The 24,090-nt window shown below is 72.1% G+C and carries 25 protein-coding genes; 13 read left to right on the top strand and 12 right to left on the bottom strand.

Translation table 11 applies throughout. The features are described 5' to 3' along the window. Window positions 1–122: 122 nt before the first annotated feature. Window positions 123–422, bottom strand: a complete 300-nt coding sequence (locus tag CRP27_RS00795) for a hypothetical protein (protein WP_097178914.1) — start codon at window positions 420–422, stop codon at window positions 123–125. 36 nt (window positions 423–458) lie between these two features. After that, the gene (locus tag CRP27_RS00790) at window positions 459–1,073 is read right to left on the bottom strand and encodes a DUF308 domain-containing protein (RefSeq protein WP_097178913.1); all 615 of its coding nucleotides are present in this window, start codon (window positions 1,071–1,073) and stop codon (window positions 459–461) included. A 153-nt stretch (window positions 1,074–1,226) separates the two neighbouring features. On the opposite strand from CRP27_RS00790, the gene CRP27_RS00785 reads away from it, so the two are divergent. Genes CRP27_RS00785 through CRP27_RS00750 form a run of 8 tightly spaced genes read left to right on the top strand, consistent with a single transcriptional unit; the run spans window position 1,227 to window position 9,016 of the window. Continuing rightward, entirely contained in the window at window positions 1,227–1,802 is a 576-nt protein-coding gene (locus CRP27_RS00785) for a DUF308 domain-containing protein (RefSeq protein ID WP_141399645.1), read from the top strand. Continuing rightward, window positions 1,799–3,286: a basic amino acid/polyamine antiporter gene (locus tag CRP27_RS00780; protein WP_097178911.1), complete on the top strand. Its 1,488-nt coding sequence runs from the start codon at window positions 1,799–1,801 to the stop codon at window positions 3,284–3,286. The genes CRP27_RS00785 and CRP27_RS00780 overlap by 4 nt, the downstream gene beginning before the upstream one ends. Window positions 3,287–3,321: 35 nt before the next feature. Beyond that, window positions 3,322–4,596 carry an arginine deiminase gene (locus tag CRP27_RS00775; RefSeq protein WP_097178910.1) on the top strand — a complete coding sequence of 425 codons (1,275 nt, stop codon included), beginning with the start codon at window positions 3,322–3,324 and terminating at the stop codon, window positions 4,594–4,596. Next, complete coding sequence (locus CRP27_RS00770; RefSeq protein ID WP_097178909.1) at window positions 4,593–5,711, top strand: S1C family serine protease; 1,119 nt, start codon at window positions 4,593–4,595, stop codon at window positions 5,709–5,711. Before CRP27_RS00775 ends, CRP27_RS00770 begins: the two co-directional genes overlap by 4 nt. Window positions 5,712–5,744: 33 nt before the next feature. Next, window positions 5,745–6,707 (top strand): universal stress protein, encoded by a 963-nt coding sequence (locus tag CRP27_RS00765; protein ID WP_097178908.1) that lies wholly within the window; start codon window positions 5,745–5,747, stop codon window positions 6,705–6,707. Between the two features lie 31 nt (window positions 6,708–6,738). Beyond that, on the top strand, window positions 6,739–7,509 hold the full coding sequence (locus CRP27_RS00760) for a LamB/YcsF family protein (RefSeq protein ID WP_097178907.1): 771 nt from the start codon (window positions 6,739–6,741) through the stop codon (window positions 7,507–7,509). Continuing rightward, window positions 7,506–8,132, top strand: a complete 627-nt coding sequence (locus tag CRP27_RS00755) for an allophanate hydrolase subunit 1 (protein ID WP_097178906.1) — start codon at window positions 7,506–7,508, stop codon at window positions 8,130–8,132. The genes CRP27_RS00760 and CRP27_RS00755 overlap by 4 nt, the downstream gene beginning before the upstream one ends. Further along, on the top strand, window positions 8,129–9,016 hold the full coding sequence (locus tag CRP27_RS00750) for a biotin-dependent carboxyltransferase family protein (protein WP_097178905.1): 888 nt from the start codon (window positions 8,129–8,131) through the stop codon (window positions 9,014–9,016). The genes CRP27_RS00755 and CRP27_RS00750 overlap by 4 nt, the downstream gene beginning before the upstream one ends. Here the strand turns inward: CRP27_RS00750 and CRP27_RS00745 are convergent. From CRP27_RS00745 to CRP27_RS00735, 3 genes are read right to left on the bottom strand one after another with little or no spacing between them, the layout of a single operon-like run. Beyond that, on the bottom strand, window positions 9,004–9,858 hold the full coding sequence (locus CRP27_RS00745) for a hypothetical protein (protein ID WP_097178904.1): 855 nt from the start codon (window positions 9,856–9,858) through the stop codon (window positions 9,004–9,006). The genes CRP27_RS00750 and CRP27_RS00745 overlap by 13 nt on opposite strands. After that, window positions 9,855–10,424 (bottom strand): RNA polymerase sigma factor, encoded by a 570-nt coding sequence (locus CRP27_RS00740; RefSeq protein WP_255257386.1) that lies wholly within the window; start codon window positions 10,422–10,424, stop codon window positions 9,855–9,857. Before CRP27_RS00740 ends, CRP27_RS00745 begins: the two co-directional genes overlap by 4 nt. A 46-nt stretch (window positions 10,425–10,470) precedes the next feature. Continuing rightward, window positions 10,471–10,887, bottom strand: coding sequence for an HIT family protein (locus CRP27_RS00735; RefSeq protein WP_176505416.1), 417 nt, complete (start codon window positions 10,885–10,887; stop codon window positions 10,471–10,473). Between the two features lie 103 nt (window positions 10,888–10,990). On the opposite strand from CRP27_RS00735, the gene CRP27_RS00730 reads away from it, so the two are divergent. Further along, window positions 10,991–12,655 carry an ABC-F family ATP-binding cassette domain-containing protein gene (locus tag CRP27_RS00730; RefSeq protein WP_097178902.1) on the top strand — a complete coding sequence of 555 codons (1,665 nt, stop codon included), beginning with the start codon at window positions 10,991–10,993 and terminating at the stop codon, window positions 12,653–12,655. 39 nt (window positions 12,656–12,694) lie between these two features. Here the strand turns inward: CRP27_RS00730 and CRP27_RS00725 are convergent, their stop codons facing one another. Together CRP27_RS00725 and CRP27_RS00720 are read right to left on the bottom strand one after the other, a co-directional pair. Next, a complete protein-coding gene (locus CRP27_RS00725) occupies window positions 12,695–13,174 on the bottom strand; it encodes a gluconokinase (protein ID WP_176505466.1) in 480 nt (159 codons plus the stop codon). A 29-nt stretch (window positions 13,175–13,203) separates the two neighbouring features. Further along, on the bottom strand, window positions 13,204–14,715 hold the full coding sequence (locus CRP27_RS00720) for a GntP family permease (RefSeq protein WP_097178900.1): 1,512 nt from the start codon (window positions 14,713–14,715) through the stop codon (window positions 13,204–13,206). A 206-nt stretch (window positions 14,716–14,921) separates the two neighbouring features. Here CRP27_RS00720 and CRP27_RS00715 point away from each other — a divergent pair, with 206 nt between their 5' ends. Next, complete coding sequence (locus CRP27_RS00715; RefSeq protein WP_097178899.1) at window positions 14,922–15,620, top strand: FadR/GntR family transcriptional regulator; 699 nt, start codon at window positions 14,922–14,924, stop codon at window positions 15,618–15,620. Window positions 15,621–16,244: 624 nt separating this feature from the next. On the opposite strand, the gene CRP27_RS00710 is transcribed toward CRP27_RS00715, so the two are convergent. From CRP27_RS00710 to CRP27_RS00690, 5 genes are all read right to left on the bottom strand, one after another. Beyond that, on the bottom strand, window positions 16,245–16,847 hold the full coding sequence (locus tag CRP27_RS00710) for a GNAT family N-acetyltransferase (RefSeq protein WP_097178898.1): 603 nt from the start codon (window positions 16,845–16,847) through the stop codon (window positions 16,245–16,247). Between the two features lie 10 nt (window positions 16,848–16,857). Beyond that, on the bottom strand, window positions 16,858–17,562 hold the full coding sequence (locus tag CRP27_RS00705) for a uracil-DNA glycosylase (RefSeq protein ID WP_097178897.1): 705 nt from the start codon (window positions 17,560–17,562) through the stop codon (window positions 16,858–16,860). A 4-nt stretch (window positions 17,563–17,566) separates the two neighbouring features. Beyond that, the gene (locus CRP27_RS00700) at window positions 17,567–18,289 is read right to left on the bottom strand and encodes a Type 1 glutamine amidotransferase-like domain-containing protein (protein ID WP_176505415.1); all 723 of its coding nucleotides are present in this window, start codon (window positions 18,287–18,289) and stop codon (window positions 17,567–17,569) included. After that, entirely contained in the window at window positions 18,286–18,819 is a 534-nt protein-coding gene (locus tag CRP27_RS00695) for a phosphoribosyltransferase (protein WP_255257385.1), read from the bottom strand. The genes CRP27_RS00700 and CRP27_RS00695 overlap by 4 nt, the downstream gene beginning before the upstream one ends. A gap of 67 nt (window positions 18,820–18,886) precedes the next feature. Continuing rightward, window positions 18,887–19,663, bottom strand: coding sequence for an SDR family oxidoreductase (locus CRP27_RS00690; protein ID WP_097178895.1), 777 nt, complete (start codon window positions 19,661–19,663; stop codon window positions 18,887–18,889). A gap of 80 nt (window positions 19,664–19,743) precedes the next feature. Here CRP27_RS00690 and CRP27_RS00685 point away from each other — a divergent pair, with 80 nt between their 5' ends. From CRP27_RS00685 to CRP27_RS00675, 3 genes are all read left to right on the top strand, one after another. Then, a complete protein-coding gene (locus CRP27_RS00685) occupies window positions 19,744–20,835 on the top strand; it encodes an acyltransferase family protein (RefSeq protein WP_097178894.1) in 1,092 nt (363 codons plus the stop codon). A 402-nt stretch (window positions 20,836–21,237) separates the two neighbouring features. Next, entirely contained in the window at window positions 21,238–22,569 is a 1,332-nt protein-coding gene (locus CRP27_RS00680) for a bifunctional o-acetylhomoserine/o-acetylserine sulfhydrylase (RefSeq protein ID WP_079236277.1), read from the top strand. Between the two features lie 169 nt (window positions 22,570–22,738). Then, window positions 22,739–23,938, top strand: a complete 1,200-nt coding sequence (locus CRP27_RS00675; RefSeq protein WP_097178893.1) for a homoserine O-acetyltransferase — start codon at window positions 22,739–22,741, stop codon at window positions 23,936–23,938. Window positions 23,939–24,090 lie beyond the last annotated feature (152 nt).

Raw genomic sequence — 24,090 nt, 5'->3', positions numbered from 1 at the left:
CTCCCACTATCCGCTCGGTCGGACGGCCGCGTGTCAGCAAGGCGGCTCCGCGCCGTGTGCCGGGAGGCACGGGGCGGGCCCGCACCGCGCCTCCCGTCCGCCTGCTGGTGGCGTCCAGGACGTCACCCGCTGCTGCGGAGCCGACCAGCGGTGAACGGCAGCGGTCCGGCGCGGTACTCGAGGACGCTCTGGTCGGCGACGCTGCGTTCGGCTGCGCCGAACCGCCACACACGGTTGTACAGGTACACGCCGATGACGGTCCCGCCGTCGTCCGGCACCGCCCACGTCCCGATCCCCCACTGCGCCGGGTGTCCGACGCCGTCGATCGTGACCGTCGGACGCGCGAACCACGTCAGGACGGGGCGGGTGATCCGGAGTTCCACGCGGCGCTTCGTCGTGCCGGAGGGCTGTGTCGCTTCCACTGCCGCAGGATACGGGGTGCGGCAGTCCTCCCGAGGTCACGCACGCTCTGGTGGCACCTCGACGACCACCGCCTCGAACCGCGGCGGGACCCACGTCAGGATGCCCTCGAAGAGCTGCGCGGCGGAGAAGAGCACCAGGAACACGGCGCTCGACGCCGTCGCGGCGCGGACACCGATCGCGGGGTAGAGCAGGAGCGCGACCGCGATGCAGATGCAGAGCACGGCGGCCATCACCGTGAGCGAACGCACCGACGAGAACGTCGCACCGGTCAGGATGACCGCCGCCTCGAGGAACCAGGCGAGGGAGATGACGAAGACCCACACGCTCAGCTGACCCGGCGGGTGCACCACCGCGATGACACCGGCGACGAGCACGAGTGCCCCGAGCACCGCGTGGATGCCGCGCCGGAGCGGGGCCATGCCGTCCCCGGCCTGCGCCCTGCCGATCCGCAGGAGTCCCGCGATCACCATGTACGACCCGAGGAGGTGGACCTCGGCGTCGAGCGCGGCTGCCGGGCGGGTCAGGATGAGCACCGCGACGATGAAGCCGACGACGCCCGTGATCACGAGCACCATCGCCTGGCGGGCGCGTCGCGCGGCGGGTCGCGGTGTGTGCGGCGACCAGGCCGGTGTCGGTGCGCTCTCGTCCATGTCGTCCTCCCGAGCCGTGACCGTCCCCCGTGCCGCACGGTCTACACCGGATCCGGCCGCCGTGCACAACGACTCACGTTTGGGTGTAGGCCTTGCACCAGAACCCGAAGTGCAGTGATCTCCGGAACCTTTCAGGGAAGGTCGGTGGACGTCATGGACGTCGAACACGCCACGGAGGGATCGACCGCGGTCGGTCGTCGCCTCAGGACAGCAATCGCAGTGCTCGGCGCCGTCGCGCTCCTCGCCGGTCTCGCCGCCCTCGTGCTGCCGCACGCCACGCTCACCGCAGTCGTCTGGGTGTTCGGCATCTACCTCGTCGTCGCCGGCGGGACCCTGCTCGTCCGGGCGTTCGCCGGCTTCGCGGCGTCGGCGTGGCGGCGGATCGGCTTCGTCCTGCTCGGTCTGCTCGTGCTCGCCGGCGGGGTCTTCGCGATCGCGCACCCGCCGGTCGGGCTGCGGTGGTTGACGCTCGCGATCGGCTTCGCGTGGCTCCTCGAGGGCATCACGCTGCTGTACGCACCGACCACGGGCAACCGGGCACTCGCCATCGTCGGGGCGGTGCTGAGCTTCCTCAGCGGCCTCCTGCTCATCAACCTGCCGTACCTCGGCGCGGTGTTCGCCGTCGCCGCCGTCAGCAGCGTGCTCATCGTCTCCGGCATCGTCCAGCTCGTCGTCGCGATCACGTGGACGCGCACGGACGACCGAGCAGCAGCCGTGGAGTCCCGATGACCGTCGAGGAGGCCAAAGCCGCCCCGGCCACCGAGGGTGACCGCTCGCTCTCGGTCGTGGCCCTCGCCGCCATGGTGGTCGGCTCGATGGTCGGCGCCGGTGTGTTCTCCCTCCCCCGCAACTTCGCCAGCGGCGCCGGGGTCCTCGCCACGGTCATCGCCTGGATCGTCGCCGGCGTCGGGATGCTGATGCTCGTCTTCGTGTTCCAGGCCCTGGCGACGCACCGACCGGACCTCGACGCGGGCATCTTCGCCTACGCCAAGGCGGGCTTCGGGAACTACATCGGGTTCTTCTCGGCCTTCGGGTACTGGGCGAGCGCCTGCGTCGGCAACGTCACGTACTGGGTGCTCATCGGTTCGACGCTCGGCTCGGTGCTGCCGGCGTTCGGCGAGGGCGACACACTGCTCTCGGTGCTCGTCACGTCCGTGATGCTCTGGGCGTTCCACCTCTTCGTCCTGCGCGGCACGCGGAACGCGGCTGCGCTCAACACCATCGTGACGATCGCGAAGCTCGTCCCGATCCTGCTGTTCCTCGTCGTGGCCGCCGTCGTGGGGACCCACTGGGAGACCTTCCGGCTGAACCTCTGGGGCGGAGCAGAGCCGAGCGTCGGAGAGCTCTTCTCGCAGGTCCGCTCGACGATGCTCATCACGGTGTTCGTGTTCCTCGGCGTCGAGGGGGCAACGGTGTACTCCCGGTACGCCCGCCGACGCGAGGACATCGGCCGGGCCACCGTCACCGGGTTCCTCGGCGTCCTCGCCGTGTTCGCGCTCGTGACCCTCGTGTCGTTCGCGGCACTGCCGGCCGCCGAACTCCGTGGCCTCCGCCAGCCCTCGATGGCCGGTGTGTTCGGCGAGGTGGTGGGCACGTGGGGCGCGGTCCTGATCAACGTCGGACTCGTCGTCTCCGTGCTCGGCGCCTACCTCGCGTGGACCCTGATGTCGAGCGAGGTGCTGTTCCAGGCCGCCCGGCAGGAGGACGCACCGCGGTTCCTCACCCGGGTGAACCGGCACGGGACGCCGTGGATGGCGCTGCTGTTCACGAGCGGGCTCATCCAGGTGTTCCTCGTCATCACGATGTTCTCCGACGACGCGCTGACGTCGATGCTCGAGCTCTGCAGCTCGTTGTCGCTCATCCCGTACTTCCTGACCGCCCTCTACGCGGTCCAGTTCGGGATCCCGAAGTGGTCACGGGGCGCGCACGGCGGCGTCGAACCGCCGGGTGCCGACGGCGGGCTCTCGCGCGGACAACTCGTCGCGGCGTTCGTCGCGGTCGCCTACACGGTGTTCCTCGTGATCGCGGCCGGCCCGCAGTACCTGCTGCTCTCGTTCCTCATCTACGCGCCCGCCACCATCCTGTACGTCATCGCCCGGCGGGAACGGCAGTTGCGGGTGTTCACCGGACCGGAACTGGTCCTCTGCGTCGTCGCGGTCGCCGGTGCGGTCGCCGCCCTCGTCGGGCTCATCACGGGATTCATCACCCTCTAGTCACCACGGGATCCATCACGCTCCAGGAGGACAGCATGGTCAGCGAAACGACGCGCAGCGGGACGACGGCGTCGGCGCCGGGGTTCGGCGCGCACTCGGAGGTCGGGAAGCTCCGGAAGGTGCTCGTCTGCGAACCCGGACTCGCCCACCGGCGGCTGACCCCGAGCAACAACGACGCACTGCTCTTCGACGACGTCCTCTGGGTCGAGAACGCGCAGGAGGACCACCGTGCCTTCGTCGCGAGCCTGCGGTCCCGGGACGTCGAGGTGCACGAACTGCACCAGGTGCTCGCCGAGACCCTCGCCGTGCCGGGAGCCCGCGAGTGGCTGCTCTCCCGGAAGATCACGCCGAACGAGGTCGGGCCGCTCCTCGTCGACGCGACGCTCGACCACCTCGACGCCCTGTCGGATCGCGACCTCGCCGACGTCCTGATCGGCGGCCTCAACGTCGAGGACCTCGACCCCGGGCAGCGACCGGACCTCCTCCGCCTGCACGGGAACGCCTCGGCCGCCGACTACCTGATGCCCCCGCTGCCGAACATGCTCTACACGCGCGACACCACCTGCTGGATCGGCGACGTGTTCACGCTCAACCCGCTGTACTGGCCGGCCCGCCACGACGAGACGCTCCTCATGAAGGCCGTGTACTCCTTCCACCCGGCGTTCACTCCTGCCCTCGACCAGCTGGCGTGGGGCGACCCCGAGCAGGACTGGGGACTCGCGACGATCGAGGGTGGCGACGTCCTGCCCGTCGGTGGCGGCGTCGTGCTGATCGGGATGAGCGAGCGCACCTCGCGGCAGGCGATCACCCAGGTCGCGACGGCCCTGTTCGCCCGCGGCGCCGCGGACCGCGTCGTCGTCGCGGGGATGCCCAAGCTCCGTGCCGCGATGCACCTCGACACCGTGCTGACCTTCGCCGACCGCGACGTCGTCACCGTGTACCGGTCGATCGTCGACCACATCCACCCGTTCACCCTGCGGCCCGGAACGGACGGCACGGTCGACGTGACGGACGAGACCCGTCCGTTCCTCGACGTCGTGTCGGACGCCCTCGGGCTCGACAAGCTCCGGGTCGTCGACACGGGCGGCGACGAGTACGCGGCCGAACGCCAGCAGTGGGACAGCGCGAACAACGTCGTCGCGGTGGAACCCGGTGTCGTCTACGCGTACGACCGGAACACGCTCACCAACGACCTCCTCGGCGCCGCGGGCATCGAGGTGCTCACGATCCGCGGGGCCGAGCTCGGCCGGGGGCGTGGCGGCGGGCACTGCATGACCTGTCCGCTGCTCCGCGACCCGTTGCCGGCATGAGCGAGCCAGCCGGTCGCCACGGCACCCTCCGGTTCTGGACGGTCTTCGGAGCGTGCGTCCTCGCGGTCGTCGCGGTCGGCGCCGTCGCGGGGTGGATCGGGTCCGGCGCCGGTCGGGGCACGTCCGACGCGGACGCCGTCGGCTCGACGACCGGCACCGCCAACCACGCAGCCTGCAACGCTGCCGACGTCGCGCGAGAGGTCCTGCCGAGCGTGGTGACGATCGAGGTCGGCTCGAGCAGCGGCGGCGGGGGCGGATCCGGCAGCGGCGAGGTGATCGACGCGTCCGGGATCGTCCTCACCAACGACCACGTCATCGCGGACGGACCCGACCGTCCCGTCACCGTCCGCCTCGACGACGGCACCGAACTCGCCGCAACGGTCATCGGCCGCGACCCGCGCACCGACCTCGCCGTCCTCCGGACCGACACCGACCGTCGGCTGCCCGCGCTGCCGTGGGGGTCGTCCGACCGCCTGGTCGTGGGCGAACCGGTCGTCGCACTCGGCGCCCCGCTCGGCCTCTCCGGCACGGTCACGACGGGGGTGGTGAGCGCCCTCGGCCGCGACGTCCCGGTGCCGACCGGCGACGGTTCCGGCAGCACCGTCCTGACCGGGGCCATCCAGACCGATGCGTCGATCAACCCCGGGAACTCGGGCGGGGCGCTCGTCGACTGCGCCGGGCGGCTCGTGGGCATCAACACCGCCATCGCCACCGTCCCGAGTGCGAGCGGTTCGAGCAGCGGGAGCGTCGGCATCGGGTTCGCGGTCCCCGCGGCCGTCGCCCGCACCGTCGCCGAGGCACTCCGGACCGACGGCAGCGTCGCGCACCCGACGCTCGGCGTCAGAACGCTGCCCGTGGCGCTCCACCACGAGGACGGTTCGGTCGCCGTGGGGCTCCGGCTCACCGCCGTCGCAGCGCAGGGTCCAGCCGCATCGGCGGGGCTGCGGCCGGAGGACGTGATCACCGCCGTCCGGGGCGTCGAGACCCTGCACCCCGACACGATCGCGCACCTCGAGGCCACCCGCGACGTCGGGGACGACGTGCACGTGACCTTCGTCCGCGACGGCCGGGAGCACACGGCCACGATCACCCTCCGCGCGGCACCGACCAGCTGACAGCACCACCACGACGACGGAACGGACAGACACATGAGCACCGAGACAACGACCGCCCCCACGATCGACCGGATCGTCGTCGGCTTCGACGGGTCGGAGCAGTCGACCGCCGCCCTCGAGCACACCCTGAGCCTCGCCGAGGGCGTCGGGGCCGCGGTCGACGTGGTGACGTCCTGGCGATGGCCGCTGACGTGGAGCACACTGCCCGTCGCGAACACCTGGTCGCCGCTGCACGACGCCGAGGAGATCCGACAGCACGCGGTCGAGGTGATCGAGCGGCACGGGTCCCACACCGTCGGCGTCACCACGCGCGCGGTCGAGGGCGGCGCGACGGAGGTCCTGCTCGAGGCAGCAGCCGACGCGGACCTGCTCGTCGTGGGCAGCCGTGGCCGGGGCGGCTTCCGCGGGCTGCTCCTCGGGTCGGTCAGCGCGGCGTGCGTCCAGCACGCCACCTGCCCCGTCCTCGTGCACCGCGGCGAGGACACGACCACGCCGGACACGACCGCGCTGGACACGACCACGCCGGACCCGACCGCGCAGGTCCCGACCAGGCACGCCCCGACGACGCACCACGGCCCCGGCACGATCGTCGTCGGCGTCGACGGCTCCCCCGAGTCCGGCCGTGCCCTCCGCTTCGCGGTGCTGCTCGCGAGGAAGCTCGGACACGACGTCCGGACGATCACCACCTGGCAGTGGCCGGCGGCACTCAACCGCGACGAGCCGCCCTTCGACCACTGGTCCCCGGAGCAGGACGCGCTCTCGACCGCGTCGTCGGCGCTCGACGCCGCCGAGGACCTCATCGACGACGACGTGCACGTCCGCTCCGAACTGGTCGAGGGCCCGGCGGCCGAGGTCCTGCTCGAGGCGAGCCGGGACGCCACGCTCCTCGTGCTCGGCAGCCGCGGCCTCGGCGGGTTCCGCGGGCTCCTCGTCGGCTCCGTCGGACAGGAGTGCGCGCAGCACGCGTCGTGCCCGGTCGTGATCCACCGGTCCTGACGAGCACGGCACCGCCCGCTAGGTTGGCCGGGTGACGACGATCGACCTGAACAGCGACCTCGGTGAGGGCTTCGGCGCCTGGAGCATGGGCGACGACCAGGCGATGCTCGACGTGGTCTCGTCCGCCAACATCGCGTGCGGGTTCCACGCCGGCGACCCGGTCATCATGCTCGACACCGCCCGCGCCGCCGCCGCACGCGGGGTGTCCGTCGGCGCGCACGTGTCCTACCGCGACCTCGCCGGCTTCGGCCGCCGCGCGGTGCAGGTCACTCCGGACGAGCTGTACGCCGACGTCGTCCACCAGCTCGGCGCCCTCGTCGCCACCGCACGCGTGGCCGGCACCACGGTCACCTACGTCAAGCCGCACGGCGCCCTCTACAACACGGCCTGCGCGGACCCGGTGCAGGCCGAGGCGGTGACGCGCGCGGTCGCCGACGTCGACCCGAGCCTGGCCGTGCTCGCCCTGCCCGACTCCGAGCTCCTGCGCGCGGCCACCACCCACGGGCTCCGCGCCGTCAGCGAGGCGTTCGCCGACCGCGCCTACGAACCGGACGGCTCCCTCGTGTCGCGCAGCCGCCCGGGAGCGGTGCTCCACGACCCCGACGAGGTCGCCGCGCGCGTGCTCCGCATGGTGACCGAGGGGGTGGCGACGGCCGTCGACGGATCGGACGTCCCGGTCCACGCGGACTCGGTCTGCGTCCACGGGGACTCCCCCGGTGCGGTCGCGATGGCGCTGGCGATCCGTGACCTGCTGACGGCGCACGGCGTGACGATCGCGCCGTTCACGCGGTCCGCGCCGTGATCCGAGACGTCCGGCCAGCGGGCACGCGCGCGCTGCTCGTCACCTTCGACTCGCTCGCCGACGTCGTCGCCTTCCACGGAGGGCTCGACCGCGCCGCGCTCACGGGCGTGACCGAGGTCGTCTCCGGCGCGCGCACGCTGCTGGTCCGGTTCGACCCGGGGTGCACCGACACCGGACGTCTGCGTACCCGCCTCGACGACGTCGTCCCCGTCGCCGCGAGCGGTCACACCGACGGCGACCCGGTCGTCGTCCCCGTCACCTACGACGGTGAGGACCTCGACGCCGTCGCCGCCACCACCGGGATGACCACCGACGAGCTCGTCGCGTGGCACACCGGCCAGGTGTGGACGAGCGCGTTCTGCGGCTTCGCACCCGGCTTCAGCTACCTCACCGGCACGGCACCGTCGCTCGACCTGCCGCGTCGGGACACGTCGCGCACGGCCGTCCCCAGCGGGAGCGTCGCCCTGGCCGGCGAGTTCAGCGCCGTGTACCCGCGAACGTCGCCCTGTGGGTGGCAGCTCATCGGCAGGACGTCCGTCCCGATGTGGTCGCTCGACCGTGACCCGCCTGCACTCGCGCCGGCGGGTACCCGCCTCCGCTTCGTCGCGGCGGCTCGCGCATGAGCGCCCTCACCGTCCTGCGGGTCGGCCCCGGCACGTCCACGCAGGACCTGGGACGCCCCGGGTTCAGCGACACCGGCCTCGGTGCGTCCGGCGCCGCCGACCGGGGATCCGCGGCACTCGCCAACCGTCTGGTGGGCAACCGTCCCGACGCGGCCGTCCTGGAGGCACTGCTCGGTTCCGTCTCGCTCCGCACCGACGCGCACGTGGTCGCCGCCACCACCGGCGCCGCCTGTCCGGTCGAGGTCGCGTCCGCCGACGGCCGGGTCCGCGGCGCCGCCGCGTACGAGGTCCTGCAGCTCGCCCCTGGCGACGTCCTGCGGCTCGGCGTGCCGACGAGCGGGCTCCGGGTGTACCTCGCCGTGCGCGGCGGTCTCGCCGTCGACCCCGTGCTCGGCAGTCGTTCGTGGGACTCGCTCGCCCAGCTCGGCCCGGCACCGGTGCGCGTCGGCGACGTCCTGCCGATCGGGGACGCCGCCGAGGCCTGGCCGAACGTCGACGCCGTTCCACCGCCGGCCGCGACGGCCCCCGTCCTCGACGTCCTGCCCGGCCCGCGTGACGACTGGTTCACCCCGGACTGGCCGGGTGTCCTCACCGGCCAGGTCCACCACGTCACGCCGGACAGCGACCGTGTCGGCGTCCGGACGACGGCCGGCCGGCCGCTGACCCGCGCGGTCACCCGGGAGCTCCCGAGCGAGGGCGTCGAGACGGGCTCGCTCCAGGTCCCGCCGGACGGGCACCCGGTCCTGTTCCTCGCCGACCACCCGGTCACGGGCGGCTACCCCGTCGTCGGCGTGCTCACCCCGGCCTCGGTCGACCGCGCCGCTCAGCTCCGCCCCGGCGACGCGGTCCGGTTCCGCGTCGTCGGCGGCACTCAGCCGGCGTAGCGGGGATCCGCCGCCGGGTCGTACCGCTGCGACCCCCAGGTGCCCTCGTCGGCCCCCGACGGCGCCGGGTGCTCCACCTGCCACGCGGTGTCGACGGCGTCGAACTCCGACGCGATGCACCAGTCGAGCGCGTACTCGTCCGGTGCGCCGTACGAAACGAAGAGCGATGACGTGGGGATCCGTCCGAGCGACGCGCCCCGTGCGGTCATACAGCCCTGGAACCGGTCGAAGGCGGCGAGGTACTCGCTCCGCGTGACGATCCCGTCGTCCACCGCCTGCTCCTGCGCCGCACTCGCCTCCGGCATCGGTGGTGTCCGCAACCACCCGTACGACAGCGTCCAGCCGAGGTCACGGTCGGCGGAGATGCGGATCTCCCGGCCGGCGATCGCCTTCGCCGAGTAGGTGTCGGACGTGGTGGAGCCCGCCTCGCACGACGCCGTCGACCGGACCACGCCGGAGCGCCGCTCCGTGAGCTCGCCGCCGGTACGGCACGTCGCGACCCAGGTGAAGGTGTCCGCCCCCGACGGTGCACGACCGACCGTGATCGTCTCGTTCGCCGAACCGACCCGGCCGACCGGCGTCCCGACGACCTCCAGGTAGCTCGGTCCGGCCCCTCCGACGACGAGCGCCGCACGGTTCTGCGCCGCGATCGCCGCGGGGTCCGGGTTCGCCGCCGCCGTGATCGCGCCACCGGCAGCCGCGCCGCCGAGGACACACACGACCGCACCGGCGATCGTGGGGAGCCGCCACCGACGCCGTCGCCGTGGGGTGTGCGCCACCGTGTCGACCAGCAGGGCGCGGACCGCCGCATCGCGGTCGTGCGTGTTCGTGGGAGTGCTCATGATCGGACTCCGTTCCGGTCGACGGTGGACGTGCTGATGACGGGGGTCGTGAGGTGTGCGGCCAATCGCGCGCGAGCCCGGGAGAGCCTCGACTTGACGGTCCCCGGCGCGATGCCGAGCGCGTCGGCGATCTCCCGTTCGCTGTAGCCCTCCAGGACCGACAGCGTGATGATCTCCTGGTCGTTCCGGCCGAGTCGCCGGAGCGCCCGGACCGCGTCGCCGTCCTCGTCGCGCTCGGCGTGGTCGGGGACGTGCTCGGGCGGCGGCAACCGGTCGAGCGCTGCCCGGTAGCGCCGCGCGGCCCGGGTCTGGTTCCGTGCGACGTTGGTCGCCGTGACGAGCAGCCACGGCAGCAGCGAGCCGTCGACGAGCCGCACCCTCGCGCGGTTCCGCCACGTCTCGAGGAACACGATCGCCACGGAGTCCGCGGCGTCCGTGTCCGCCGGCACGAGACGCATGCAGTGCCGCTGCACCCGGTGACGGTGTCGGTCGAACACCCGACCGAACGCCTCACCGTCCCCCTCGAGCGCCATCGCCCAGTCCCCGCTGTCCGGTTCGTCCCTCATACCCTGCAGTGTCCGCGCCGCCCCGATCGGTTCCACCGCCTGCACGTCACTCGAACATCTCGGCGAGGGCCGCGTGCGGGTCCCCCTCCACGACGTGTGCGGATGCCGGTTCCGGCCAGTGCACGGTGCCGTCGTCCGACCAGCACGGCACGACGTGGACGTGCAGGTGCCGCACGCTCTGTCCGGCATCCGCCCCCGACGCCTGGAGCAGCACCGTGCCCGTCGCGCCGAGCGCCCCGCGCATCGCGCGGGCGACCCGCTGCGCCAGCGCGAACGTGGCGGCGAGCCCCACCGGTCCGGCCGTCAGCAGGTCGTCCGTGTGCTCCACCGGCACGACGAGCGTGTGCCCCGGCGCGAGCGCCGAGTCGGGGAGCGGCGCGAAGGCGACGGCGTGGTCCTCACGCTCGACCCACGTCGCGGGAGCGTCCCCGGCGATGATGCGACAGAAGGTGCACGGTTCCATCCGGCCATTCTGCTGTCCTGGAGGCGCGTGGCGGGCCCGCACCGCGCCTCCAGTCCGCCACGGTGTGTCCGGGGACGGCGTGCCGGGATGGGACGATTGCTGCATGACCGCCACGCTCGTCGCCAAGGGCCTCGCCGGCGGCTACGCCGCACGCACGCTGTTCGACTCCCTCGACCTCACCGTCGCGCCGGGCGACGTGATCGGCGTGGTCGGCGTCAACGGCGCCGGCAAGTCGACGCTGCTCCGGCTGCTCGCCGGCGTGGACGAGCCGCTCGCCGGCACGGTGTCGCTCGCGCCGACGGACGCCTTCGTCGGCTGGCTCCCGCAGGAACACGAGCGCGTCGAGGGCGAGACCGTCGCCGGCTACATCGCACGCCGGACGGGCTGCGCCGAGGCCACCGCGACGATGGACGCAGCGGCTGCAGCGCTCGGCGAGCCCGACGCGGGCGACGCCGTCGCGGACGCCTACTCGGCCGCACTCGACCGGTGGCTGGCTGCGGGTGCGGCGGACCTGGACGAGCGCATCCCCGCGGTGCTGGCCGACCTCGGGCTCGAGCTCGGGTCGGACGGCGACGGCGTCGGCCCGGACTCCCTGATGACGGCGCTGTCCGGTGGACAGGCGGCCCGCGTCGGCCTCGCGGCGCTCCTGCTCTCCCGGTTCGACGTCGTCCTGCTCGACGAGCCGACGAACGACCTCGACCACGACGGACTCGACCGGCTGGAGGGCTTCGTCCGTGGCCTCCGCGGCGGCGTCGTGCTCGTCAGCCACGACCGCGAGTTCCTGGCGCGCTCGGTGACCGCCGTGCTGGAGCTCGACCTCGCGCAGTCGTCCAACCGCCTGTTCGGCGGCGGGTACGACTCCTTCCTCGAGGAGCGCGAGATCGCCAAGCAGCACAAGCGCGACGCCTACGAGGAGTACGCGTCGACGAAGGCCGACCTCGTCTCGCGGGCGCGGACGCAGCGGGAGTGGTCGAGCCAGGGCGTCCGGAACGCCATGAAGAAGGCCCCCGACAACGACAAGATCCGCCGCAGGGCCGCGAGCGAGTCGAGCGAGAAGCAGGCGCAGAAGGTCCGGCAGATGGAGTCCCGCATCGCCCGGCTCGACGAGGTCGAGGAGCCCCGCAAGGAGTGGCAGCTCGAGTTCACGATCGGCAGTGCCCCTCGGTCGTCGGCGGTCGTCGCGACCCTCTCGGACGCCACCTTCACGCAGGGCGACTTCACGCTCGGGCCGGTCTCGCTGCAGGTGGACGGCGGCGACCGGATCGGCATCACGGGTCCGAACGGCGCCGGCAAGTCCACCCTGCTCCGGGCGCTGCTCGGCAAGCAGGCACCGACGACGGGCACGGCCTCGCTCGGGTCGAACGTGGCGATCGGGGAGATCGACCAGGCCCGTGCGGCCTTCACCGGCGACCAGCCCCTCGCCGCAGCGTTCGAGGCCGTCGTGCCCGAGTACACGACCGCCGACGTCCGGACCCTGCTCGCGAAGTTCGGGCTGAAGGCCGACCACGTCGGACGCCCCGCGCGTGCGCTCTCCCCCGGTGAGCGCACGCGCGCGGGGCTCGCGCTGCTGCAGGCCCGCGGGGTGAACGTCCTCGTGCTCGACGAGCCGACGAACCACCTCGACCTCGTGGCGATCGAGCAGCTCGAACAGGCGCTCGAGTCGTACGAGGGTACGCTCCTGCTCGTCACGCACGACCGCCGGATGCTCGAGACCGTCCGGCTCGACCGGCAGTGGCGCGTCGAGGACGGTCACGTCACGGAACGGTGAGCCCCACGCGGCGATCCCGCTGCCGCCGAGTCCCGGTCGTCAGCGGGACAGGCCGAGCCGGTCGATGACCTCGGCGCTCTCCTCACGGGGAGTGCGGTCCGCGGCGATCGTGACGTGTGCCTCGTCGGCCTGCGGCGGCTCGAGCGTCGCGAGCTGCGAGGCCAGCAGCGACGTCGGCATGAAGTGCCCCGACCGCTGGGACATCCGGTCCTCGATCAGGGACCCGTCCCCGGCGACGTGCACGAACACCACCCCGGGCGCCCGCAGCACGTCTCGGTAGGAGCGCTTCAGCGCCGAGCAGGTCACGACGCCCGGCGTCCCAGCATCGAGGTGCCCGCGGATCCACGACGCGATGACGTCGAGCCACGGCCACCGGTCGTCGTCGGTGAGCGGGGTGCCGGCGTGCATCTTGTCGACGTTCGCCTGCGGGTGCATCGCGTCACCCTCGGCGAAGTCCCACCCGAGCTGCTCGGCGACCATCGCGGCGACGGTGGACTTGCCCGATCCGGAGACCCCCATCACCACCAGGACCCGTGCGTCGACGGTGCTCAATGGATGAACACCCCCGCGAGCATGACCCCGGCGAGACCGAACACCGAGATGAGGCACTCGAGCATCGTCCACGTCTTGAACGTCTGTCCGACCGTGGTGTTGAGGTAGCCCTTCACCAGCCAGAAGCCGGCGTCGTTCACGTGCGACAGGAAGACCGAACCGGCGCCGATCGCGAGCACGAGCAGCGAGGTCATCGGCGAGGACAGGTCGTGCGCGATCGGGGCCATGATGCCGGCCGCGGTCACCGTCGCGACCGTCGCCGAACCGGTGGCCACGCGGACGAGCGCCGAGACCACCCAGGCGACGAGCAGCACCGAGATGCCGGAGTCCTTCACGGCGTCGGCGATCACCCCGCCGATGCCGGTGTCGATGAGGACCTGCTTGAAGCCACCACCGGCCCCGACGATGAGCAGGACGCCCGCGACCGGGGGCAGCGCGCTCTCCAGGGACTTCGACACGGCCGAACGGTCCATGCCGCCGCCGATGGCGAAGAAGACCATGGCGTAGACGGCGGCGATGCCGATCGCGATCATCGGCGACCCGAGGAAGTCGAGCAGGCTGACCCACGAACCGGAAGCGTTCGGCACAGTGGCCTCACGGATGGCCTGGGCGAGCATGAGCACGACCGGCAGCAGGATGCCGACGAGCGCGACGGTGAACGACGGGCTGCGCGGTTCGCTGATGACGCGGGTGAAGTCGCTCTTGCCGTGGGGCAGGGAGGCGGTGTCCTGCGTGGCAGGGCCGCGCCGTGCCTCCCGTCCGGCCTGAGCCGGGTCGTCGGAGACGGAACCCGATCCGCGCGAACCGAACATGTCGGGGGCGGGGATGTCGACCCAGCGCGCCGCGAAGCGGGCGAAGACCGGACCGGCCAGGACGATGACGGGGATCGCGAGCACGATGCCGAAGGCGAGGGTCGTGCCGAGGTTCGCGCCGACGGTGGAGATCGCGACGAGTGGGCCGGGGTGTGGCGGCACGAAGGCGTGCATCGTCGACAGGCCGACCAGCGCCGGCACCGCGATCTTCATGATCGGGACGGAGCTGCGCTTCGCGACGAGCACGATGATCGGGATGAGCAGGACGAGGCCGACCTCGAAGAACATCGGCAGGCCGATCAGTGCGCCGATCAGTGCCATCGTCCACGGCAGCGCCGCCTTCGAGGACTTCCGCACGAGCGTGTCGACCACGCGGTCGGCGGCGCCGGAGTCGACGAGCATCTTGCCGAACATCGACCCGAGGCCGACCAGGATGCCGACGCTCGTCATGGTCGCGCCGAACCCGTTGCCGAAGCTCGTGACCGCCTTGTCGGGGGCCAGTCCGGCGCCGATGCCGACGCCGAGCGCGCCGATCGTCAGTGCGATGAACGGGTGCACCTTGAGCCAGGTGATGAGCGCGATGATCACCACGATGCCGATCACCGCCGCGATGATCAGCTGTGCGACCGGGCCGGACGGGTCGACGGTCTCGGTCCCTCCACCCTCTGCTGCGAGCAGGGACGTCACGTGAGGCATCGGTGCCCCTTCCTGGAGCCGCTGCCGCGCGGCTCCGTCGCCTTCGTGTCGAGAACGGTCTGGCGTGCTGCACGCCGACCATCAATAATCTGATTAATCAGACTATACGACGATCCACCGCGCGGCACGCGCCCTCTCGGGCAGTCTGCCGATTCGATGGACACCACGTCACGCCGACCGCGTGGCGCGTACTGCATGGAGGAACGATGCCCACCGGACGCGGCCTGCACGCCCAGGTGCTCGACACCCTCGGGCAGCGCATCGTCGACGGTGCGATCGCCCCCGGCACCGTCGTCCGACCCGAGCTCGTCGCGGAGGAGTTCGGCGTGTCGCGCTCCGTCGTCCGCGAGGCCCTCCGCGTCCTGCAGTCCCTCGGCCTCGTCGAACCCCGGCAACGTGTCGGCACGCAGGTGCTCGGCATCGGGTCGTGGGAACTCCTCGCACCGACCGTCATCCGCTGGCGCGGCGCGTCGCCGTCGTACTTCGTCCAGCAGCGCGAACTCCTCGAGCTCCGGCTCGGCGTCGAGCCCGTCGCCGCGTCGCTCGCGGCCGGGACACCCGCCGCGTCCGCCGTGCTGGCCGCAGCGTCGGACATGCTCGACGCCTGCACCCGGGAGGACAGCCGCGCCTACCTCGAGGCCGACGTCCGCTTCCACCGCGCGCTGCTCACCGCATCGGGCAACACCGTGTTCGCGCACTTCGCGGGGACGGTCGAGGCGCTGCTGCGGACCCGGACGTCGGAGTCGCGCGACACCATCACTGGGTGGACGCGGGCCGCGGCAGCCCGGCACGAGGCGGTCGGTCGGGCGCTCGTCGCGGGCGACGGTGCCGCTGCGTCGGCCGCCGCGGGCGAGTTGGTGCGCGTGACGCGGAACGAGTTCATCGCCGAGGCGCCGTCGTCCTGACGCGCGGGGTGTCGGTGCCCGTTCTCTCCCAGAGCGCGCGCGATGGAACGTGGAAACGGGCGTACCTGGTTGGTGCAGCCGGTGGGTGGTGACCAGACGACGGACTGGAGGCGCGGTGCTTCCCCGCCACGCGCCTCCCGTCCGGTGGTCCATGCGTTCTTTCCCAAAACGCGCGCGATGGAACGTGGAAACGGGCGTACCTGGTCGGAACTTTCCGGCAGGTACGCCCGAAAGCGCCCGGTACAGCCGGGTGGGTGGTGACCAGACGACGGACGGGAGGCGCGGCGCGTCCCCGCCACGCGCCTCCAGTCCGGTGGTCCGGACGCTCTTTCCCCGAACGCGCGCGATGGAACGTTGAAACGGGCGTACCTGGTCGGAACTTCCCGGCAGGTACGCCCGAAAGCGCCCGGTACGCCCGGTACAGCCGGGTGGGTGGTGACCAGACGACGGACTGGAGGCGCAGTGCTTCCCCGCCACGCGCCTCCAGTCCGGTGGTCCGGACGCTCTTTCCCAAAACGCGCGCGATGGAACGTGGAAACGGGCGTACCTGGTCGGAACTTCCCGGCAGGTACGCCCGAAAGCGCCCGGTACGCCCGAAAGGGCTCGGGCGCCCGGGCATGCTCGCTACCGGCGCGCGAACAGGCGCGGGCCGCGCAGGCGCAGCCGCATCGTCACCGTGCCGAGCCACCGGTCGTACTTGTAGCCGACCTTCCCCATGCGGCCGACCTCCTCGAAGCCGAGCCGCTCGTGCAGACGGATCGACGCCTCGGCCTGGCGGTCGGCAATGACGGCGACGACCTCGCGGACGCCGGCCGACCGGCACTCGTCGAGCAGCGCCTCCATGAGCGCGCGTCCGAGTCCCTTCCCGCCGGACGCGGCACCGAGGTAGATCGAGTCCTCGACGACGCGGTTCGAGCGGTCCCGCGGGTTCCAGGCGTCGACGAGGGCGTACCCGAGCACCTGTCCGGACGGGTTCTGGGCCACCAGGAACGGCAGGCCCCGCCGACGGATCTCGTCGTACCGGCGCTTCCACGCGGCGAAGGTGAACGCCGACGGGTCGAAGGTCACCGACGAGTTGCGGACGTAGTGCGTGTGGATCTCACGGATGTCGGGCAGGTCCGTCGGTTCGGCCGCGCGGATCGTGTACGCGAACGCTGCTTCCGCCGGCACCGGGGCACGCAGGTGTCGCGGCAGGACCCGCCGTCGCTGGTATTCCTCCTCGAGCACGCTTCCGAGCCTATGCCGCGGGCGGTCTCACCGGTTCGGCGGGCAGCGTCCAGTCCACGGGCGTCGCTCCCTGTGCGACGAGCAGTTCGTTCACCTGCGAGAACGGTCGGCTGCCGAAGAACCCACGCGACGCACTGAGGGGCGACGGATGCGCCGAGGCGACGACCGGGGTGTCGCCGAGGAGCGGGCGGACGGAACCCGCCTGCGCACCCCAGAGCACGGCGACCAGGGGCTTCCCACGGGCGACGAGCGCGCGGACGGCCTGGTCGGTGACGGCTTCCCAGCCCCTGCCGCGGTGGCTGCCCGCGTCGCCGGACCGCACGGTGAGCACCCGGTTGAGCAGCAGCACGCCCTGGGCGGACCACGCCCGGAGGTCGCCGTGGGCGGGCGGCGTCACGCCGAGGTCGGACTCCAGCTCGCGGTAGATGTTCGCCAGGCTGCGCGGCACCGGTCGCACGTGCGGGTCGACCGCGAACGACAGGCCGATCGGGTGCCCGGGCATCGGGTACGGGTCCTGCCCGACGACGAGCACCTTCACGTCGTCGAACGGGTCGGCGAAGGCCCGGAGGACGTGGTCGCCGGCGGGCAGGTACGGTCGGCCGGCGGCGACCTCGTCGCGCAGCCAGGAGCCCATCCGGTGGACGTCGTCCTCGACAGGTGCGAGCGCACGCGCCCAGCCGGGGTCGACCAGGTCGGCGAGCGGGTGGGCCTGCACGACGCTAGGCGCCCATGGTCGCGACGGCGACCGAGTCCTCGCCGGCGACGACGCGCCAGACGCTGCCGGTGCCGCGGACCTCGAGGGCGCCCTCACCGACGACGAGCGTGGTGTCCTCGTCGATCGCGATCCCCGCGGTGACGAACTCGGCCTCAGCGCTCGCGATGAGTCGAGCGAGCGTGCCGGCCTGGACGGCGTGCACGTCGATGGTCAGGTCGACGAGTCCGAGTCCCTCGCGGAGTTCGACCTCGTCCAGTCCCTCGGAGGCACCCTCGGGGCAGATCTCCACGCCGCCGATGCGCCAGCCGCCGATGAGGGCACGGTCGGAGGCGATCATCGCACCGGCCGAGTAGCCGAGGTAGGGCAGCCCGTCGGACACGAGCAGGCGGATCTGGTCGACGAGCGGGGCGACGGCGTCGAGGTAGTGCGGGGTGACCCCGCCGCCGATCACCAGGGCGTCGACGTCGCTCAGCACGGTGGTGCTGAAGACCGCACCCGGGCCGATCTCGGTGACGAGGACCTCGGCCTGGCGGGCGGCGCCGAGGACCTCGGCGATGTCGGCGGTGGACGGAGAGGGGGCGTCGGCGGACGCGGCGGCGACCGACAGCAGTCCGATGCGCGGCACGGTCCGGCCGACGGCCGCCGAGCGCGCGGTGGCCTCGGCGAGGAACGGCGCAGCGGCGTCCGAGGCGGCGAAGGGTCCGCCGCCGACGAGGTGGATGCTCACGACTCGGCCGTCACCGGGGCGAGGGCGCTCCACGGGAAGGTGATCCACCCGTCGACACGACGCCACACGTGGTCGGGCTCGAGGACCGTGCCGGGCTTCGAGTACAGGCACGCACTGCGGACGTCGGCACCGGCGTTCCGGATGATGTCGACCACCAGGCGCAGGGTGCGGCCGGAGTCGGACACGTCGTCGACGACCAGGACGCGCTTGCCGGCGAGGCTCGGTGCGTCGAGGGCGGGCGACAGGATGACGGGCTCGTCGAGGCGCTGCTCGACGTCGGTGTAGAACTCGACGTTGATCGAGCCGCACTCCTTGGTGCCGAGCGCGTAGGCCACGGCGCCCGCGATGATGAGGCCACCGCGAGCCACGGCGACGACGACCTCGGGTTCGAATCCGGACGACAGGACGTCCTTCGCGAGCAGCCGCGCCGCGTCCCCGAACTCCAGCCAGCCGAGCACCTCGGGCCCGCTCGTCACGGTCACGGTCGAGGGAGCCTGGGCGGATGGCCCGGATTCGCTGCTGATCGGCATCCGACCACGGTACCGGCACGGACCCCACGCCCGCGACCCGCACGTGCGGCCCGGGCGCGTGCGCGGCTCACACCCGCGGGGTCAGCGTCCCCCGCGCGAGCTTGTGCTGGGCCGACTGCGCCACCGGGCGGATCGTCACGAGGTCGAGGTTCACGTGCGTCGGCAGCTCGACCGCGTGCACGATCGCCTCGGCGACGTCCTCGGCCACGAGCGGCTCCGGCACGTCGTCGTAGACCGCCGCGGCCTTCTCCGCGTCGCCACGGAACCGGGTGAGGGCGAACTCGTCGGTCTTCACGAGGCCCGGCGCGATCTCGACGACGCGGATCGGCTCGCCGTTGAGCTCGAGGCGCAGGGCACCGACGAGCGCGTGCTCGGCGAACTTCGCGGCGTTGTACCCGCCCCCGTTCTCGTACGCCACGTGCCCGGCGGTGCTCGTGACCGTCACGATGTCCGCGCTGCCGGCGGTCGCCGCACGACGACGGAGGTGCGGGAGCAGGGCCGCGACGACGCGCTTCGTCCCGATCACGTTCACCTCGAACATGGCGCGCCAGTCGTCGACGTCGGACTCCTCGACACTCGCCGAACCGAAGGCACCGCCGGCGTTGTTCACGAGCGCGTCCGCTCCCCCGAGCTCCTCGACGCGGGCGGCGAGCGCCGCGACGTCGGCAGGGTCCGTGATGTCCGCCACGAGCACGTCCGCGCCCGTCTCCGCGGCGAGCGCCTCGAGCTTCGACGCGCGGCGGGCGACGGCCAGCACGTCCCACCCGCGGGAGCGGAACAGCCGGACGGTCGCCGCTCCGATGCCCGAACTCGCTCCGGTGACGACTGCGCGACGAGATGCCATGTGGTTCCTCCAGGGATCGGTGGGATGTCCTGACAACCGTACCGATCAGGCAAGGTCACGATCAGGTAACGTGACGGGCGATGACGACGGATGCCGCCCCTCCCGCGCCCTCGGCGCCCGCCACGCAGCTCGAACCGGGTCGTGCGAAGCGTCGTATCCCGATGTGGGACACGGCGCGGTTCCTGGCGGTCACGCTCGTGGTCATCGGCCACGCCATCCAGCGGCAGACCACGGCGAGTGAGCACGCGCTCGCGCTGTACACCTTCATCTACGCGTTCCACATGCCCGCGTTCGGTGTCATCAGCGGGTACTTCTCGTCCGCGGACACCCCCACGGCGAAGCGGATGCGCCGGACCATAACGGACATCGTGGTGCCGTACATCATCATGCAGACGATCTGGACGGTGGTGCAGGGGCTCGTCGAGGGCGGGAAGAAGTTCAACCCGACCCAGCCCACCTGGACGCTCTGGTTCCTGCTCGCCCTCGGCATCTTCCGGCTGATCCTGCCGTACCTGGCGCAGCTGCGGTGGCCGCTGTTCTGGGCGGTCGTGTTCAGCATCGGCGTGGGCTACTTCGACAACGTGGACTCCACGCTGTCCCTGTCGCGGGCGATCAGCCTGCTCCCGTTCTTCCTGGTCGGCTGGCAGGTGAAGCAGTGGGGGTTGTTCGACCGCTGGTACGAGGCACCGCGGCGGATGGTCGTCCGGATCCGCATCGCCGCCGCGGCGGTCTTCGCGGCGTGGGCGGTGGCGTGCGCCATCTGGATCCCGCAGTTCAAGGAGTTCGACCTGCACCACTGGTTCTTCTACGACGACTCGTACTCGGGTCTCGGCGAGGACGCCTGGTGGGCTGGTGCCGTGCGCTTCGGGTTGATGCTGCTCGCGGCGCTGCTGACGGCGTGCTTCCTGCTCCTCGTACCCCGTCGGAACATCTGGATCACGCAGTTCGGCGCGGCGACGATGTACGTCTACCTCCTCCACACGTTCCTGCTCTACCCGATCCGCGAGTCCGGGATCCTCGCAGGGCCGCACTCGGCGTGGCCGTTCGTGCTGCTCATGGTCGCGATCGCCTGCGCGGTGAGCCTGTTCCTCGCGCAGCCCTTCGTGCGGCGCGGGATGCACTGGTTGCTCGAACCGAACGTGCGCTGGCTCTTCCGCCGCGATCAGGCGTAGCACCCCTCGCACCGTGCGAGGTGCCGCCAACCGTGCGAGGACACCGGCGTTCCACGGAGCGCGGAACCTCGCACACTGCGGCGTCGGCCTGAAGCCGCGCTGCGCCGCGCAGGGTTCGTCATGCGCCCTCGCACCGTGCGACGTGCGCCCAGCAGCGTGCGAGGAGCCGCCCACTGTGCGAGGGCACTCGCGTCCCACGGAGCGCGGAACCTCGCACACTGCGGCGTCGGCCTGGAGGCGCGGGTCGGCTCCGGCACGCGCGTTACGTCCCGAGGCGGGTGCGCTGGTACCAGCGCGACCACCTGCGTACCGTGAGTGCCGACGCGAAGGCGCGCCGTTCCTCCAGGCCGGCGCACGGCGACCCGACGACCGACCGCACCGACAGCCCGACAGGAGCACGAGATGAGCACGAACGACGCCGCCCAGTGGCGGTTCGAGACCACCCAGGTCCACGCCGGCGCCCAGCCGGACCCGACCACCGGCGCCCGCGCCACCCCGATCTACAAGACGACCTCGTACGTCTTCGCGAACTCGGACGAGGCCCGCGACCTGTTCGCCCTGGCCAAGCCGGGCAACATCTACTCGCGCATCATGAACCCGACGAACGACGTCGTCGAGCAGCGCATCGCGGCGCTCGAGGGCGGTACGGGAGCGCTCCTGGTGTCCAGTGGTCAGGCGGCGGAGACCTACGCCGTGCTGAACATCGCCGGCGCCGGAGACCACATCGTGTCCTCGTCGTCGATCTACGGCGGCACGTACAACCTGTTCAAGTACACGCTCGCGAAGCTCGGCATCGAGACGACGTTCGTCGAGGACCAGGACGACCTCGAGGAGTGGCGCCGCGCCGTCCGTCCGAACACGAAGCTGTTCTTCGCCGAGACGATCGGCAACCCGAAGATCAACGTCCTCGACATCGCCGGCGTGAGCGACGTCGCGCACGAGTCCGGCGTCCCGCTGATCGTCGACAACACGATCGCGACGCCGTACCTCATCCGTCCGTTCGAGCACGGGGCGGACATCGTCGTGCACTCCGCGACGAAGTTCCTCGGCGGCCACGGCACGGTCATCGGCGGTGTCCTGGTCGACGGCGGCCGCTTCGCGTGGTCGCAGCACCCGGACAAGTTCCCGGAGTTCAACACGCCGGACCCCTCGTACCACGGCGCCGTGTTCGCCGAGGCGGTCGGCAACGAGCTCGCGTACATCGTGAAGGCACGCGTCCAGCTGCTGCGCGACCTCGGGGCGTCGAACTCCGCGGACACCGCGTTCACCCTGCTGCAGGGCATCGAGACGCTGTCGCTGCGCATCGAGCGGCACGTGTCGAACGCACAGGAGATCGCCGAGTGGCTGGACCGGCACCCGGACGTCGCGACGGTGGCCTACGCCGGGCTGCCGACCTCGCCGTGGTACGCCGCGGCGAACCGGTACGCGCCGAAGGGCGTCGGCGCGGTGCTGTCGTTCGAGCTCAAGGGCGGCGTGCCGGCGGGCAAGGCGTTCGTCGACAACCTGCAGCTCTTCTCGCACCTGGCCAACATCGGCGACGTGCGCTCCCTGGTCATCCACCCGGCGTCGACCACGCACTCGCAGCTCACGCCCGAGCAGCAGCTCACGACCGGTGTGACGCCGGGTCTGGTGCGGCTGTCGGTCGGGATCGAGAACATCGAGGACCTCAAGGCCGACCTCGAAGCAGGGCTCGCCGCCGCCCGTGCGGTCGCGCAGGAAGGGCAGCGCGCGTAGCGTCCCGCCGGCCGACTCCGAACGACGAAACCGCTGTCGCACGACAGCGGTTTCGTCGTTCCGGGTCCGCACCCGCCCCGCGACGCGACCACGGCCCGAGGACCCGCGACGCGCCGGACGTGACGTAACACGGCGGCCGCGAGCCGCGCCTCCCGGCAGACTGGACCCGATGGACTGGCAGACGACACCCGAGGACTCCGTGCCGTCCACCCTCGTGCCCGGCACCGAACTCGGCACGCTCGGGAAGCCGCCCGTGACCGGCGCCTGGCGCCCGGGCGACCACCCCGGCGCCCGGCACTTCGAAGCGCTCGGCGAACAGTGGGTGCGCGGCGGCCGGATCCCGTCGGTCCGGGTGGCCTACGAGACCTGGGGCACCCTGTCTCCGGAGCGTGACAACGCCGTCCTGGTCTTCCACGCGCTGACCGGGGACTCGCACGTCACGGGGCTCCCCGGCCCCGGACACCGGACCGCCGGCTGGTGGGGCGACGTCGTCGGGCCCGGCCGCGCGATCGACACCGACCGCTGGTTCGTGATCGCGCCGAACATGCTCGGCGGCTGCCAGGGCACGACGGGGCCGTCCTCGGTGTCCCCGGACGGCCTGGAGTGGGGCTCGCGCTTCCCCTTCGTGACCGTGCGGGACCAGGTCGGCGTGCAGGCGCAGCTCGCCGAACGGCTGGGCATCGACACGTTCGCGGCGGTCGTCGGGGGCTCGATGGGCGGCATGCACGCACTGGAGTTCGCCATCGCGCACCCGTCGCGCGTGCAGCGGCTGGCGGTGCTCGCCTCGACGGCGCAGACCACGGCGGACCAGATCGCGGCGAACTCGTTGCAGCGCGCGGCGATCCAGATGGACCCCGCGTTCGCCGGTGGCGACTACTACGAGGCCGACGCTGGCGAGGGCCCCCACCGTGGGTTGGCCCTGGCGCGGCGGATGGCGCTCATGACGTACCGCGCCTCGGACGAGCTGAACGGCCGGTTCGCCCGGTCGTGGCAGAGCGACGTCTCCCCGCTCGGCGACGACGGCCGCTTCTCGGTGGAGAGCTACCTCGACTTCCACGGCAACAAGTTCACGCGGCGCTTCGACGCCTCGTCGTACATCGCGCTGACGCACGCGATGGACTCGCACGACGTCGGGGCCGGCCGAGGCGGGGTCGCAGCGGCGCTCGGGCAGGTCACGGCACGGACGCTCGTCGTCGGGGTGTCGAGCGACCGGCTGTTCCCCATCGAGGACCAGCACCGGATCGCAGCGGGCGTGCCGGACACGCTCGACGGTGACCGTGCGGCGGTGATCGAGAGCGAGTTCGGGCACGACGGGTTCCTGATCGAGCACGAGGCGGTCGGCGAGCACCTCCGTCGACTGCTGGACTGAGCGCGACTGCTGGACCGAGCGCCCCCGACCGCTGGACTGGGCGCCCGCGACCGCTGGACTGGGCGCGCTCGCTCATTCGCATCACGCTCGCAATAACAATCGCGGCACCATCCGGAACGGCATGGCGCGCCGAACACCCCCCAACGGGTGTC

Source organism: Curtobacterium sp. 314Chir4.1 (assembly GCF_900215175.1).
GTDB classification, from domain to species: Bacteria; Actinomycetota; Actinomycetes; order Actinomycetales; family Microbacteriaceae; genus Curtobacterium; species Curtobacterium pusillum_A.
This window is presented reverse-complemented; position numbering and strand designations above follow the sequence as displayed.

Excerpts from the sequence above, each read along its gene's own strand:
- CRP27_RS00790 (WP_097178913.1), bottom strand. The coding sequence starts at position 1,073 with ATGGACGAGAGCGCACCGACACCGGCCTGGTCGCCGCACACACCGCGA.
- CRP27_RS00785 (WP_141399645.1), top strand. The coding sequence starts at position 1,227 with ATGGACGTCGAACACGCCACGGAGGGATCGACCGCGGTCGGTCGTCGC.
- CRP27_RS00780 (WP_097178911.1), top strand. The coding sequence starts at position 1,799 with ATGACCGTCGAGGAGGCCAAAGCCGCCCCGGCCACCGAGGGTGACCGC.
- CRP27_RS00775 (WP_097178910.1), top strand. The coding sequence starts at position 3,322 with ATGGTCAGCGAAACGACGCGCAGCGGGACGACGGCGTCGGCGCCGGGG.
- CRP27_RS00770 (WP_097178909.1), top strand. The coding sequence starts at position 4,593 with ATGAGCGAGCCAGCCGGTCGCCACGGCACCCTCCGGTTCTGGACGGTC.
- CRP27_RS00765 (WP_097178908.1), top strand. The coding sequence starts at position 5,745 with ATGAGCACCGAGACAACGACCGCCCCCACGATCGACCGGATCGTCGTC.
- CRP27_RS00750 (WP_097178905.1), top strand. The coding sequence starts at position 8,129 with ATGAGCGCCCTCACCGTCCTGCGGGTCGGCCCCGGCACGTCCACGCAG.
- CRP27_RS00745 (WP_097178904.1), bottom strand. The coding sequence starts at position 9,858 with ATGAGCACTCCCACGAACACGCACGACCGCGATGCGGCGGTCCGCGCC.
- CRP27_RS00740 (WP_255257386.1), bottom strand. The coding sequence starts at position 10,424 with ATGAGGGACGAACCGGACAGCGGGGACTGGGCGATGGCGCTCGAGGGG.
- CRP27_RS00735 (WP_176505416.1), bottom strand. The coding sequence starts at position 10,887 with ATGGAACCGTGCACCTTCTGTCGCATCATCGCCGGGGACGCTCCCGCG.
- CRP27_RS00730 (WP_097178902.1), top strand. The coding sequence starts at position 10,991 with ATGACCGCCACGCTCGTCGCCAAGGGCCTCGCCGGCGGCTACGCCGCA.
- CRP27_RS00725 (WP_176505466.1), bottom strand. The coding sequence starts at position 13,174 with ATGGGGGTCTCCGGATCGGGCAAGTCCACCGTCGCCGCGATGGTCGCC.
- CRP27_RS00720 (WP_097178900.1), bottom strand. The coding sequence starts at position 14,715 with ATGCCTCACGTGACGTCCCTGCTCGCAGCAGAGGGTGGAGGGACCGAG.
- CRP27_RS00715 (WP_097178899.1), top strand. The coding sequence starts at position 14,922 with ATGCCCACCGGACGCGGCCTGCACGCCCAGGTGCTCGACACCCTCGGG.
- CRP27_RS00695 (WP_255257385.1), bottom strand. The coding sequence starts at position 18,819 with ATGCCGATCAGCAGCGAATCCGGGCCATCCGCCCAGGCTCCCTCGACC.
- CRP27_RS00690 (WP_097178895.1), bottom strand. The coding sequence starts at position 19,663 with ATGGCATCTCGTCGCGCAGTCGTCACCGGAGCGAGTTCGGGCATCGGA.
- CRP27_RS00685 (WP_097178894.1), top strand. The coding sequence starts at position 19,744 with ATGACGACGGATGCCGCCCCTCCCGCGCCCTCGGCGCCCGCCACGCAG.
- CRP27_RS00680 (WP_079236277.1), top strand. The coding sequence starts at position 21,238 with ATGAGCACGAACGACGCCGCCCAGTGGCGGTTCGAGACCACCCAGGTC.
- CRP27_RS00675 (WP_097178893.1), top strand. The coding sequence starts at position 22,739 with ATGGACTGGCAGACGACACCCGAGGACTCCGTGCCGTCCACCCTCGTG.